Source organism: Bacillus paralicheniformis (genome assembly GCF_001042485.2).
Lineage (GTDB): Bacteria > Bacillota > Bacilli > Bacillales > Bacillaceae > Bacillus > Bacillus paralicheniformis.
Genome location: NZ_LBMN02000036.1, coordinates 370228 through 383362 on the forward strand (window position 1 = coordinate 370228; position 13135 = coordinate 383362).

Below are 13135 nucleotides of genomic sequence, written 5' to 3' on the forward strand. Positions count from 1 at the left end.
TGAACATTCTTACATATGGAAATGACTTGAGCAGTTTATATGACGTGAATGGGCAGAATTGGTATAATCGAGGCGAAAACTTACGGGAGGCGAAAAAATTTGAGTAATCGAAAACTGTTCACACCATGGAGTTTAAAAGGAGTTACACTAAAAAACCGGATTGTCATGTCGCCGATGTGCATGTATTCCTCCCATGAAAAGGATGGAAAAGTGCAGCCGTTCCACATGACCCACTACATCTCCCGCGCCGTCGGACAAGTCGGACTGATCATGGTAGAAGCTACCGCCGTCACCCCAGAGGGCAGAATCTCCGATCAGGATCTTGGTATATGGGATGACGCGCATATTGACGGACTTGCCGCATTAACGTCACAAATCAAGCCGTACGGCAGCAAAACGGCGATTCAGCTGGCACACGCCGGAAGAAAAGCCGAGGTCGAAGGTACAATCTACGGGCCTTCAGCTCTTCCTTTCGACGAAAATTCGCGAACACCTGTTGAAATGACAAAAGAAGACATAAAAGAAACCGTTCAGGCTTTCAAAAAAGGAGCTGAACGCGCGAAAGCCGCCGGCTTTGACATCATTGAGATTCATGGGGCCCACGGATATTTGATCAACGAATTTTTATCACCGCTTTCCAACAAACGCGAGGATGAATATGGCGGATCACCGGAAAACCGCTACAGGCTGCTTCGCGAAGTCATCGACGCTGTAAAAGAAGTCTGGGACGGACCATTGTTCGTACGCGTTTCAGCTTCAGACTACAAAACAAAAGGCCTTGATGTCGCCGATTATGTCGGTTTCGCCAAATGGATGAAAGAACAGGGCGTTGATTTGATCGATGTCAGCTCCGGTGCAGTCGTGCCTGCCGACATCAACGTCTTCCCGGGCTATCAAGTCGGCTTCGCCGATACAATTCGCGCCCAAGCCGAAATCCAGACAGGTGCAGTCGGGTTGATCACAAGCGGCCTTCAAGCTGAGGAAATCCTCCAAAATGGACGCGCAGATCTCATTTTCGTTGCGCGAGAGCTGCTGAGAGATCCATACTGGCCGAAAACCGCTGCCAAACAGCTGAACACAAAAATTGAAGGACCTGTTCAGTACGACAGAGCCTGGTAAGTTGCTGATATCCCGCCTCAAGGCGGGATATTTCTTTTTTTCAAACTCGTGAGAAACGAACATCCTTGTTCGTGCGTCTTTCCTAATAGAACACCATATACAGAGAGAGGATGACCTCTATGACCATAACGGAAAGAATATATACAGTTGAAGGATGCATGTTTTACACAAAGCAGAGAAAAGGAAAAAAGAACGCAACCATTATTTTTGAAGCGGGCTACGGTTCTTCTTCAAAGACTTGGCAGCCCATTTTACCCGATATAGACGAAGATCTCGGCTTGTTTGCATACGACCGTGCAGGCCTTGGCAACAGCGGGCCGAGCAGCAGCAAAAGAACAGCGGATCAGATGGTGAAGGAACTAAAAGCGCTGCTTGCAGCAGCAGGCGTCAAACCGCCATACCTGTTTGTTGCCCATTCGTTCGGCGCCGTCATTGCAAGGTTGTTTGCAAGCCGGTACAGCGATGAAGTCATCGGCATGGTGCTGCTTGATCCCGCTTGTGAAGATCAGGAGGAAACAGTGCTGCCTCTTCTTCCGGAAACATTAAAAGAAGACTACAGCAAACAGTTTTCGATCGAAGGGTCCCATAAGGACTTTCAACAAAGCCTGGACATTCTGAAGCAGGAAAAGAAACACCTCGGTTCGGTTCCTTTGCTCGTCCTTTCGGCTGGAAAAAGAACGGAGGCGGCGAAACAGGCTCATCACGAGTGGCTGAAGCTTCACAGCAGACTGCTGTCTCTTTCGCATCAAAGCGGCTGGATTCAAGCGAAAAACAGTTCGCATTTGATCCATCATGATGAGCCCCACATCGTCCAGCTTGCGATCTATGATGTGTGGTATGCCGCACAGCAGCAAACATACGCTTATCAAGCCGCCAATTAAACAAAAAAACCAGCAGACATTCTGCTGGTTTTTTGTTATTTTGTTTCTCGGTGTATCGTGTGCCTTTTCAGACGCGGAGAATATTTTTTCAATTCCAGGCGATCCGGATTTGTACGTTTGTTTTTTGTCGTAATATAATTGCGGTCCCCTGTTTCAGTACACGCCAATGTAATTTTGACTCTCATGTTGTCCTCCTTATCAAAACGTAATGATTACGCTTTATTATACACCATTTTAAAACCGTGTCAACAAAAAAAGCTTCCCGTCCCGCATTGCCGGAACAAAGAAGCTTCGAATGCCAATTAAGTTCTTTTGATCTCATGCTCATAAAAGTCAAAAGCTGCCACGGTATCAGGAAAGATCGCTTTCGCTTCATTGACCAGTTCAAGCACGTTTTCCCCCTGGTATCTTGCACTGATATGGGTTAAAATCAGTTCTTTTGCGCAGGACTCCCGCGCTGTTTCCGCCGCTTGTTCTGAAGTGCTGTGATAATAGTCTCCGGCAAGCTCCCTGTCGCCTTTCGCAAATGTTGCTTCATGGATGAGGACATCGGCTTTTTCGGCAAGCTTCTTCACATTCTCGCATGGCCTCGTATCTCCGGAAAAAGCGACAATCCGCCCTTTTTTCGGCGGTCCGATAAAGTCTGCACCGCGAATCTTCCGGCCATCTTCCAATGTGACCGTCTCCCCGTTTTTCAGCTTTTGATAAACAGGGCCAGGCGAGACTCCGGTCTGTTTCAGCGCTTCGGCGTCAAGTGCGCCTGGAACATCTTTTTCCTGCACGCGGTATCCAAAAGCGGGGATGCCGTGAGATACGCTTCTCGCCGTCACGATAAACTGGTCATCTTCAAAGACTGTCCCTTCTTCAATCTCCTTAATCACAAGCGGATATGTGACATGCGTCCCCGATACGTCAAGCGCCGTTTCAAGAAACGTTTTGATTCCTTGCGGTCCGTACACGGTCAGCGGACCTTCTCCTCCCTGGAAAGAGCGGCTGCTGACAAGACCCGGAAGCCCGTATACATGATCGCCGTGAAGATGGGTAATAAAAATCTTTTCAATTTTTCTGGGCTTGATCGATGTATGTAAAATTTGATGCTGTGTGGCCTCCCCGCAGTCAAACAGCCAAACAGACCGCCTTTCTTCTAAAAGCTTCAATGCAACGGATGTGACATTCCTCGTTTTTGCGGGGATGCCTGCTCCCGTTCCTAAAAATAATAACTCCAATATCCTTTCCTCCTGCTAAAAACTTCATCTATCACAAGCATACAGGAAGTCTGAGAAAAAAGAAACGCCGGCTTCACGCCATGCTATGCAACTAAATACCCTGCCCGTTTTCAGTAAACTTTTCATACGATTCGATCTCAAATGTTTGCTTTAAGGGATTATTAGCTTTAAAATGAAGAAAATAAACTTAGCTTCGAATAAAGTGAGGTACGTTTAATTGAAAAAAGATCAAATGGAACCAAAAGCAGTTATCGTAATATTTGGCGCAACAGGGGATTTGGCAAAACGAAAACTATATCCTTCTATCCACAGGCTCTACGAAAACGGACAAATCGGGAATGAATTCGCGGTTGTCGGAGTCGGCAGACGCCCTTGGACAAATGAAGACTTTCGCAGTACTGTACAGCAATCGGTTTCGAAGTTTCCGTTAAACGAAAAGGATGTAGACGAGTTTACATCTCACTTCTACTATCATCCTTTTGATGTTACAAATTCCGGCTCATACCGGGAATTGAACGAACTTTTAGAGAAGCTGGAAAGTACATATGATATTCCGAATAACCGGATGTTTTACTTAGCGATGGCTCCTGAATTTTTCGGAACGATTGCAAAGTTCCTAAAATCAGAGGGTGTCACTTCAACAACAGGCTGGTCAAGGCTCGTGATCGAGAAGCCTTTCGGACATGATCTGCCGAGCGCAAAATCCTTGAATCAGGAAATTCGTGAAGCCTTTACAGAAGATCAAATCTATCGGATTGACCATTATCTAGGAAAGCAAATGGTGCAGAACATCGAAGTCATCCGCTTTGCCAACGCGATTTTTGAGCCGCTTTGGACAAACAGATACATCTCGAATATTCAAATCACGTCAAGTGAAGATTTGGGTGTGGAAGACAGAGCGAGATATTATGAAAAATCCGGTGCGCTTCGAGACATGGTTCAAAACCACATTCTTCAAATGGTGGCGCTGCTTGCGATGGAACCGCCGATCAAGCTGAACACGGAAGAGATCCGCAGCGAAAAAGTGAAGGTGCTCAGAGCCCTTCGTCCGATTCGAAAAGACGAAGTCGATCAGTTTTTTGTGCGCGGCCAGTATGACGCGGGTGTCGTTGACGAAAAACAGGTTCCGGCTTATCGCGATGAGCAAAATGTAGCAAAAGAGTCGAATACGGAAACGTTCGTTGCCGGCAAACTGCTGATCGACAACTTCAGATGGGCCGGTGTGCCGTTCTACATCCGGACAGGGAAACGGATGCAGAAAAAATCAACGCAGATTGTCGTCCAATTTAAAGACATTCCGATGAATCTTTATTACGGAAACGGCAACACGATGCATCCTAACCTGCTGGTGATCCATATTCAACCTGATGAAGGCATCACCCTTCATTTAAACGCAAGGAAGCTTGGAGGCGGCACTTTTGCCCAGCCGATCAAGCTCGACTACTGCCATAACTGCGGGGACGGCATCAACACGCCTGAAGCTTATGAAAAGCTGATTTTGGACTGTTTGCACGGAGACGCGACAAACTTTGCCCACTGGGATGAAGTTGCGCTTTCCTGGAGTTTTGTTGATGCGATTTCTCAAAACTGGGAGGAAAACAAAACCCTTTCCCCTAACTATGAGGCGGGCTCTATGGGACCGAAAGCTTCTGATGACCTGCTCGCAAAAGACGGCTTTCATTGGTGGCCGCTTTAATAAAAAACAGCCTTCACATTGAAGGCTGTTTTTTTATTTATGCTTTTAAGGCCTGCATTTCTTCTGGATGGCTTTTGTCCCGCTTCCACATCAGCTGAAGAACGAACAACAGAAGGAATATGCCGAGACCGATTATGTCGGAATAGCCCTCCGGATAAATCAGCAGAAGACCGCTGGCAGCCGCCATTATTCTTTCAAACCAGAACACTTTTCTCATCCAGAATCCAATCATGCCCGCACCGATGGCAATCATTCCGGACAATGCGGTAAAGATCACCCAGAGAATTTCATACCAATGTGCGTCAATCATGAGAAGCTCCGGAGACAGGACGAATACATACGGGATGATAAAAGCGGCAATCGCAAGCTTTGCTGAATTGATCCCCGTTCTGATCGGCTCTCCTCCCGCAACACCGGCGGCGGCAAATGCGGCCAAAGCAACGGGCGGTGTAATGTCAGCTACGATGCCGAAATAAAACACGAACAAGTGGGCCGACAGATCAGGAACATTCAGCAAAATCAAGGCTGGTGCGGCAATCGTTGACGTAATTACATAGTTTGCCGTCGTCGGCGATCCCATTCCGAGAACAAGAGCGGCGATCATTGTCAAAAAGAGCGAAGGCAGCAATGCGCCTCCTGCCAAATCGAGCAGGCCGTTTGCAAGTTTGAGGCCGAGACCCGTCTTTGTGACGACTCCGACGATGATGCCGGCAGCTGCCGTTGCCGCCGCAACGGAAAGCGCCATTCTCGCTCCTTCCGCGAGAGCCAGCACAATCCCTTTAAGACCCATTCGCGTTTCCCTGTTGAACAAACCGACCAGGATCGCCAGAACGATCGAATACAAAGCGGCATGCATGACCGTGATGCCCGACATTAACAAAAAGACGACCGAAACGATCGGAAGCAGCAAATAAATCTTTTTGAATACTTCCTTGCGGTTCGGCATTTCTTCTTTCGTTAATCCGCGCAGGCCGAGGCGCTTCGCTTCAAAGTGGGTCATAATCCAGATGCCCGTAAAGTACAAAACAGCCGGGATCATCGCGGCTTTCGCGATATCCCAGTACGTAATGCCTCCGCCGATGAACTCAACCATTAAAAAGGCGGCGGCTCCCATGATCGGAGGCATCAGCTGCCCGCCTGTAGATGCGGAAGCTTCGACTGCACCGGCAAATTCTTTTTTATAGCCCAGTTTTTTCATCATCGGAATCGTAAACGATCCGGAAGTGACGACATTGGCGACAGAGCTTCCGCTGATCGTTCCCTGAAGCGCACTTGAAAAAATCGCGACTTTTGCCGGTCCGCCAGTGCTTCGTCCGGCGATCGCCACAGCAAGGTCATTAAAATACTGCCCCACACCGGTTCTGACAAGAAATGAACCGAACAGGATGAACAGGAAGATGAATGTCGAAGACACAGCGAGCGGCGTGCCCAAAATTCCTTCCGTTGTAAAATACATCGTCTGAACGAGCCTTTCCAGCGTCAGGCCGTTGTGAGACAAAAAGCCCGGCAGATACGAGCCGTAAAGGCCGTACAAAAGAAACAGGCCGGCGATGATCGTAATCGGCAACCCGACAGCACGTCTCGTCGCTTCCAATACGAGCAGGACGGCCAACAGTCCGACATAAAAGTCCGTTTCCGTGATCAATCCGATCCCGCCTACAATCGTTTCATAATTGGCGACCCAATAAGCGCCGACGCCCGCTCCTAATACGGCTAAGATTGCGTCATACCAGGCGACTTTGAATTTGCCGGTCTTCCGTAAACCTTTTGTCGCCGGAAACAATAAAAAAATCAGACCGAGCGCAAATCCTAAATGAACCGACCTTTGAATTTGAGCCGGAAAAACGCCAAAAATGGCTGTGTATAATTGAAACAAAGAAAAAGCGAGCAGGCCGACAAATGCAATGACCCCCGTCAACCCTTTGAGCTTTCTCGTCCCCGCTTCAGGATCGTATTTCTCCAGCAGTTCCTGCTGATCTTTTTCCGAAAGCTGCTCAGTCATTGATCTTCACTCCCCTCAGTTGTTGCAAGACATTTAGTTTTCGGACACTCATCCTTGTCCATGTGCCGGGGCGGATGTACCGCTTTAACTCATGTTCAGCGCCTGAATACTTGATCCTGTGATTCGCCCTCACCCTTCCGATCCGCATATCAATGAACGGAAAGGTCCTCTTCATATCCAAAATGGTGTAGACACCATTATTGATGACGAGCCTTTCACCTTGCTCCGCGTTTGCCGGCATCCCGACGGCCGGATCATGATAGGTCAGAGCGGTCTGCCGAATCATTCTTTTTTCCCACACATACGATTCGATCACTTCTGTCCGATGGATGGAATGCGTATAGATCACATCAAAGCTTTTCTCCTTTTGGAGGGGAAGAAAAGCAATGATCTCGCCGCTGTCCTCTTTCTCGAACACGACAGCGGTCTGATAAGGAATCAGGCATGCCGCTGCAAAAGCGGCAATGATCAGCGCCGGCACAAGCCGTTTTACAATTTTAAATTTCCCCATTTTTCCAAATCCCCTGCCGAATAGAAAAACGATAGACCGATGTTTCATTGCAACGGTCTATCGATTGTCCGGGCTTGTTCATCGCTTATCTGCCTGCGGCTTTACGATTTTTCTATCCCTTTTTCTTTGAAATATTTAGCCGCTCCAGGATGAATTTCAATATCGCCCAATCCTTCAAGCGCGGTTTCAGGCTTGATAAATTCGCCTTTGGCATGATTGATTTTATCGGCTTCAAACAGCGCTTTCGTCATTTTATAGACGGTGTCCTCATCCATCTTGTCGGATGCGACGAGCATCGCTTTGACAGCGACCGTGTTCACATCGCTCCCGATGCCGTAGGTGCCTTTTTTGATCGTATCCTCAGCATAGAACGGATACTTTTCAATCAGCTTTTCCTGCTTATCTTTTTCAATATTTAAAATTTTTATTTTATTTTGCGCAGAAAGCCCTTCGACAGCCCCGGTAGGCGTTCCAGCCGTGATGAAGGCGGCATCGATCGCGCCTGACTGAATGCCGTCGGTCGACTCTTCAAAAGACAGGTTTTGCGGTTTGATGTCGTCAAAAGACATCCCGTGAACCTCCAAAATCTGCTTGGCATTAATGTTGACCCCTGCACCCGCAGCACCCACGGAAACCGTTTTGCCTTTTAAATCTTCAATCGAATTGATTCCGCTTTTTTCCGTTGTTACAATCTGTACAGTTTCAGGATACAGGGCGGCAATCGCCTTGATTCCTTCAATTTTTTCTTTAAACATTTCTTTGCCTTCTATGGCATAAGTGGCAATGTCCGTCTGAGAAAAAGCGACCTCAGCTTCCCCTTTTTGCAGAGTTGCCATGTTTTCAGCAGAAGCACCTGTAGTCTGCGTCGTAAATTTGTCTCCTGTTGCATCCTCCCAAAGGTTTGCAAATTGACCGCCGAGCGGATAATATGTACCGCCGGTTCCCCCTGTCAGCAGACTGTAGCTTTCTGATCCTTTTGACGCAGATCCGCCGTCCTTATTTCCTGATGCATTGCCGCTTCCGCACGCTGCCAATCCCATGACAAGCGTCAGCAGCAATACAATCCATGATAAGCTTTTCCACTTTTTCATTCATTCTCCCCCTTTGCTTGTTGGACAAATAACAATCCTATCGTACCACGAAAAATGTATTAGTTGTCAATATATTGTTTTATTTCTAATTATTTAGTTAATTTTATGAGCAGCTGGTTCTGAATATGCGCACGGCCTCGGAAATTCCCGTCCGCTAAAGCGATGGTAGCCCACGATCCCCTCGGAGGACAAGCGTGCTGGAAGATTGCATGACAAAACAAAAAACCCGCGGTTATGCAGGTTTTTCATTTCCGAACATGGACGCTGGAAAACACAAACTTGTCGTAGCGATGCCTTGCAAAAGAATATTCAAACGGTTCTCCCGTATTTAAAAAAGCGACCTGTTCAACTTCAAGAACCGGATCGTCAGGGGCGCATTCCAAGTACTCTCGGTCGAGCGCATTCGACTTATCCGCCCTGATCTTCCGGTGCGAGCCGGCGATTGTCAGTTTCAGCGTCTCGGTGATGTGCCGGTAAACGGAGCCGTGAAGAACGTCTTCATTTAATTCAGAGATGACATTCGAAGGCATATACGTTTCTTCAATGACATACGGTTCGCCTTCAACCTTTCTGAGCCTGATGATATGATACACCGGAACGGTCTTTTCGATTGACAATTGCTTAGCCACTTCATCTGAAGGGAATTCGACATCAAATTGAATGATGCGGCTTTCGATTTGTTTATTGGCGAGAAGCTTGGTCAGCCCGAGGTTTTCGCGGTCTGTCACACTGACGGGAAGCTGCTGAATCGATGATTTTACTATGAAGGTGCCGTGTCCGCGCTTGCGGTACAGCATGCCTTCTGACACGAGAATATCGAGGGCTCTTTTCATCGTCATTCTGCTGCAGGAAAATTCTTTGGCGAGAGAAAGCTCATCAGGTATGGGCTGATCAATCGGATAGTATTCTTCCTGAATCCGCCTCCTCATTTCGTTTGAAATATATTCGTATTTTCTCATGTTTTAACCACCATTACTAAGGATTCTGTATGCTTGTAACACCTTCCTTATCATTATATCGGTTTTGAAGCGGAAATAAAAAGATGGCCCAACAGACCATCTTTTAGCCCGAGTCCTTTTTAAAAACCGTTGTTCTCGGCAAGTTTCTTAAACCAGTATCCGCTTTTTTTAATCGTTCGTTCGCCGTTTTTGTCAAGGTTGACAGATACAAATCCGTAGCGGTTTTTATAGGCGTTCGTCCATGACCAGTTGTCCATGAATGTCCAAAGGTGATAACCTTTGACATTCGCTCCTTCCTGAATCGCTCTGTGCACCCATTTTAAGTGTTCTTCGATAAACGCAATTCGGTAGTCATCGCGGATTATGCCGTCTTCGCCACGGAAACGCTCTTCTCCTTCAACACCCATTCCGTTCTCAGAAATAAAACATTCAAAATTTCCATAGTTTTCTTTGACATTCATTAAAATATCATAGATTCCTTTTTCGTATATTTCCCAGCCGCGGTGGCGGTTCATTTTTCGTCCGGGCATTTCATAATGGTCAAAAAAACGCTCCGGCATAAAAGGCGCGTCCGGATGAGGCATGTGCTCCTTCGCTTTCACCCGTCTCGGCTGATAATAATTGATGCCGAGCAGATCGACAGTGTGATTTTTGATCAGCTCCAAGTCTCCTTCTTCCATGACAGGCAAATAGCCTTTTTCTTTTAAAATATCTGTTAAAAGCTGCGGAAACTCACCCTTAACGGCAGGATCAAGAAACGACCGGTTAAAGAAAGCGTCAGCTATTTCAGAAGCTCTCACATCTGCCGGGTGCTGGCTTCGCGGATAGGATGGCGTTAAATTTAAAATGATGCCGATTTTGCCGTCGCCTCCGAGTCTGCGGTAGGCTTCGACCGCTTTGGCGTTTGAAAGAATTTCATGGTATGCGACCTGGACGGCCTTTTGAAAGTCGATGATGTTCGGATAATGAAAATCGTATAAATAGCCGCCTTCAGCAGGAACGATCGGTTCATTGTGGGTAAACCATTTTTTCACACGATCCCCGTACAGCCGGAAGCACGTTTCCGCGTATGAAACAAAGTGATCGACGACTTGCCTGTTTTCCCATCCGCCGATATACTGGAGCGCAAGCGGCATATCAAAATGATAAAGGTTGACAAAAGGCTCGATCCCAGCCGCCAGCAGCTCATCGATGACTTGGTTATAAAAGGCAGCTCCTTCCTCGTTCAACCGCCCTTTTCCTTCAGGAAACAGACGGGCCCACGAAATGGAGAAACGAAAAGAGTTGTGGCCGAGCTCCTTCATCAGCTGAATATCTTCTCTGTAAGTCTCGTAAAAACGCGAAGTCTTCTCAGGGCCTACTCCGTCAAAAAATCGGTTCGGCTCTTTTTCGTACCAGTGATCCCAAATGTTCTTTCCTTTGCCTCCTTCAGCCGCCGCTCCTTCAGTCTGAGTCGCGGATGCCGCAGACCCCCACCAGAAGCCTTTTGGAAAACGGTATTGAATTTGTTCTAGCTGCAGTTCTGTTTTTGACATGTCATCAATCTCCTTTTAAAGTCCTAGCGTTGTCTGATCTTGTTCCGCTGCATTGATTTCCTGCTCTTTTTTCATATTCATCCGGTCGATGAATTTCAAAAACGGGAACCAGATCATAAAGACAACGGCTAAATTCACAATCTGTAGAATGCCGCCGGCAAGCGAATTGGTCGCCATCATTCCGCTGATAAAAATCGGCACAGTCCAAGGAATCGTGACCCCGGTCGGCGGCGGCACAAGCCCGGACGCCATTGCGAAATACGTAATTAAAGTGACGATCATCGGCGAGATCACCCACGGAATAAAAATGAGCGGGTTCATGACGATCGGCAGGCCGAAAATGATCGGTTCATTTACGTTGAAAATCCCCGGCGCTGCTCCGAGTTTTGCGACCTGCTTCATTTGCTTGCTCTTCATAAACAGCAGGATGGCAATAATCACGGCCAGTGTCATCCCGGTTCCGCCCATTCCGACGGTGTACACTTCCATAAACTGCTTATTGATAATATGCGGAACTTCCCCTGTTGCGGTATAGCTATTCAAATTTTCGATCGAAAGCGTATTCCAGATCGGATCCATAACAGAGTTGATAATAATTTGCCCGTGGAGTCCGAAGAACCAGAGAAGCTGAGTAAAAAATATAGCAATCAAGGTCGGAATGATACCGCTTCCAAGGCCGACAAGCGGAGCCTGTACCAGATTGTAAATTAAATCGTGCATATTCGTATTGAACGCTTGGGTCACAAGGATATTGATGACCAAGTAGACGGACAAGGTCATCACCGCCGGAATCAGCGCGGCAAAAGATTTAGCTACAGCAGGTGGAACGCCGGCGGGCATTTTGATCGTATAGTTTTTCTGGACAAAAAATCTGAAAATCTCCGCGGATGTAAAGGCGGTAATCATTCCGAGGAACATCCCTTTCGCACCGAGCCTGTCAATCGGGATGACGTTCGGAATCACTTCCCCTCCTTCGCCGTTTAATACAAACGGAGTCAGCAGAAGGAACGATGCCAAAGCGACGACTCCTCCAAAAACCGCATCGACTTCATAAGTTTTGGATAAATAATACCCGATCCCGAACACGACGAAAACGGACATAATGCTGATCGTTGCGCTCGGCGCTATGCTTAAAGCCGACTGGAACGTTTCAAGCGCCGATTTGCTCATCATTTTATTGAGAAACGGCAAATTGGTTAAAACGACAATGATCGATCCGAAAATGGTGAGCGGAAAAGCCAGCATAAACGCATCCCTCAGCACGCCTAAATACCGGTTGTTATTCAGCTTCCCGGCAATCGGCACCAAGAGGTTGCTCAATTTTTCAAACATGGTCTCTTATCCCCCTTCGATTTTGCCATACAGTGCGAATCATAGATTTTTCTCTTTGAATAATTCCAATAATTCGGACACAAGTTCCTTCATCGTGAGCGTCGACATCAAATGGTCCTCCGCGTGCAAGAGCAGCAAAGAGAACTCACTTTTTTCCCCGCCCGCTTCTTTTTGAATCATTTGAAAGTGAATATCATGGGCCTGCTGCAAATCGGCTTCAGCCTGGTGCAGCAGCTCATCTGCTTTCTGAACGCTGCCGGCGCGGTATGCCCTGATGGACTGAATGACTTTGCTGCGGGCGTTTCCGCTATGAAGAATGAGCTGAAAGCAAATTTGTTCGCCTGTTAATTCATCGAGTTTTAATTTTCCCATCATCATCAATCTCCGATCAAGCTGAGCGCCTGTTCATAAGCTTTCTTTCCGTCTGCCATTCCGTAAGCCATCATATCAATCACATCAACCTTAGTACCGTACTGTTCTGCTTCTTTCTGCAGCTCGCCTTTTAAAAAGCTCATTTGCGGGCCGATGAGAACGACGTTTGCCTCTGCCATCTCTTTTTTTGCCTGGTCCTGTCCGACCGCCCAAATTTTTGCCTCGTCACCGATTGAATGCGCGTATTCCTCCATCTTGGTGACAAGGAGACTTGTCGACATACCCGAACTGCATGCAAGTAAAATCTTTTTCATCGTCATATCCTCCTTTATTAAAAGCGCTTTCACACAACTATTATTATATCTTTTTATTTTTATATGTCTAGACATTTAAAAATAAATGTATGTATTT

General features: G+C 47.1%; 13 protein-coding genes. 3 read left to right on the forward strand and 10 right to left on the reverse strand.

Annotation, left to right across the window (positions count from 1 at the left end; genetic code table 11):
* The first annotated feature begins 48 nt into the window (after positions 1-48).
* Positions 49-1119: an NADPH dehydrogenase NamA gene (gene namA, locus ACH97_RS20675; protein ID WP_095323518.1), complete on the forward strand. Its 1071-nt coding sequence runs from the start codon at positions 49-51 to the stop codon at positions 1117-1119.
* 119 nt (positions 1120-1238) lie between these two features.
* A complete protein-coding gene (locus ACH97_RS20680) occupies positions 1239-2000 on the forward strand; it encodes an alpha/beta fold hydrolase (RefSeq protein ID WP_003183269.1) in 762 nt (253 codons plus the stop codon).
* Between the two features lie 35 nt (positions 2001-2035).
* Here the strand turns inward: ACH97_RS20680 and rpmG are convergent, their stop codons facing one another.
* Positions 2036-2185: a 50S ribosomal protein L33 gene (gene rpmG, locus ACH97_RS20685; protein ID WP_003183271.1), complete on the reverse strand. Its 150-nt coding sequence runs from the start codon at positions 2183-2185 to the stop codon at positions 2036-2038.
* A 117-nt stretch (positions 2186-2302) separates the two neighbouring features.
* Complete coding sequence (gene rnz / locus ACH97_RS20690) at positions 2303-3226, reverse strand: ribonuclease Z (protein WP_023855140.1); 924 nt, start codon at positions 3224-3226, stop codon at positions 2303-2305.
* A 232-nt stretch (positions 3227-3458) separates the two neighbouring features.
* On the opposite strand from rnz, the gene zwf reads away from it, so the two are divergent.
* Positions 3459-4922, forward strand: coding sequence for a glucose-6-phosphate dehydrogenase (gene zwf / locus ACH97_RS20695; RefSeq protein ID WP_031304722.1), 1464 nt, complete (start codon positions 3459-3461; stop codon positions 4920-4922).
* A gap of 37 nt (positions 4923-4959) precedes the next feature.
* Here the strand turns inward: zwf and ACH97_RS20700 are convergent, their stop codons facing one another.
* From ACH97_RS20700 to ACH97_RS20735, 8 genes are all read right to left on the reverse strand, one after another.
* Positions 4960-6924 (reverse strand): TRAP transporter permease, encoded by a 1965-nt coding sequence (locus tag ACH97_RS20700; RefSeq protein ID WP_025811188.1) that lies wholly within the window; start codon positions 6922-6924, stop codon positions 4960-4962.
* A complete protein-coding gene (locus ACH97_RS20705) occupies positions 6917-7435 on the reverse strand; it encodes a DUF1850 domain-containing protein (protein ID WP_043054387.1) in 519 nt (172 codons plus the stop codon). The genes ACH97_RS20700 and ACH97_RS20705 overlap by 8 nt, the downstream gene beginning before the upstream one ends.
* A 101-nt stretch (positions 7436-7536) precedes the next feature.
* On the reverse strand, positions 7537-8526 hold the full coding sequence (locus ACH97_RS20710; protein ID WP_043054388.1) for a TAXI family TRAP transporter solute-binding subunit: 990 nt from the start codon (positions 8524-8526) through the stop codon (positions 7537-7539).
* A 245-nt stretch (positions 8527-8771) separates the two neighbouring features.
* Entirely contained in the window at positions 8772-9485 is a 714-nt protein-coding gene (locus ACH97_RS20715; RefSeq protein WP_020452095.1) for a GntR family transcriptional regulator, read from the reverse strand.
* Positions 9486-9604: 119 nt separating this feature from the next.
* Positions 9605-11020, reverse strand: coding sequence for a glycoside hydrolase family 1 protein (locus tag ACH97_RS20720; RefSeq protein WP_043054389.1), 1416 nt, complete (start codon positions 11018-11020; stop codon positions 9605-9607).
* Positions 11021-11035: 15 nt separating this feature from the next.
* Positions 11036-12352, reverse strand: a complete 1317-nt coding sequence (celB, locus tag ACH97_RS20725) for a PTS cellobiose transporter subunit IIC (protein ID WP_025811184.1) — start codon at positions 12350-12352, stop codon at positions 11036-11038.
* A 39-nt stretch (positions 12353-12391) separates the two neighbouring features.
* The gene (locus ACH97_RS20730) at positions 12392-12724 is read right to left on the reverse strand and encodes a PTS sugar transporter subunit IIA (protein ID WP_023855146.1); all 333 of its coding nucleotides are present in this window, start codon (positions 12722-12724) and stop codon (positions 12392-12394) included.
* Between the two features lie 5 nt (positions 12725-12729).
* On the reverse strand, positions 12730-13038 hold the full coding sequence (locus ACH97_RS20735; protein ID WP_020452099.1) for a PTS sugar transporter subunit IIB: 309 nt from the start codon (positions 13036-13038) through the stop codon (positions 12730-12732).
* Positions 13039-13135 lie beyond the last annotated feature (97 nt).

Coding starts and splice junctions, on each gene's coding strand:
- ACH97_RS20735 (WP_020452099.1), bottom strand. CDS start 13,038: ATGAAAAAGATTTTACTTGCATGCAGTTCGGGTATGTCGACAAGTCTC.
- ACH97_RS20715 (WP_020452095.1), bottom strand. CDS start 9,485: ATGAGAAAATACGAATATATTTCAAACGAAATGAGGAGGCGGATTCAG.
- ACH97_RS20730 (WP_023855146.1), bottom strand. CDS start 12,724: ATGGGAAAATTAAAACTCGATGAATTAACAGGCGAACAAATTTGCTTT.
- ACH97_RS20720 (WP_043054389.1), bottom strand. CDS start 11,020: ATGTCAAAAACAGAACTGCAGCTAGAACAAATTCAATACCGTTTTCCA.
- rpmG (WP_003183271.1), bottom strand. CDS start 2,185: ATGAGAGTCAAAATTACATTGGCGTGTACTGAAACAGGGGACCGCAAT.
- ACH97_RS20710 (WP_043054388.1), bottom strand. CDS start 8,526: ATGAAAAAGTGGAAAAGCTTATCATGGATTGTATTGCTGCTGACGCTT.
- namA (WP_095323518.1), top strand. CDS start 49: ATGGGCAGAATTGGTATAATCGAGGCGAAAACTTACGGGAGGCGAAAA.
- ACH97_RS20700 (WP_025811188.1), bottom strand. CDS start 6,924: ATGACTGAGCAGCTTTCGGAAAAAGATCAGCAGGAACTGCTGGAGAAA.
- celB (WP_025811184.1), bottom strand. CDS start 12,352: ATGTTTGAAAAATTGAGCAACCTCTTGGTGCCGATTGCCGGGAAGCTG.
- zwf (WP_031304722.1), top strand. CDS start 3,459: ATGGAACCAAAAGCAGTTATCGTAATATTTGGCGCAACAGGGGATTTG.
- ACH97_RS20705 (WP_043054387.1), bottom strand. CDS start 7,435: ATGGGGAAATTTAAAATTGTAAAACGGCTTGTGCCGGCGCTGATCATT.
- ACH97_RS20680 (WP_003183269.1), top strand. CDS start 1,239: ATGACCATAACGGAAAGAATATATACAGTTGAAGGATGCATGTTTTAC.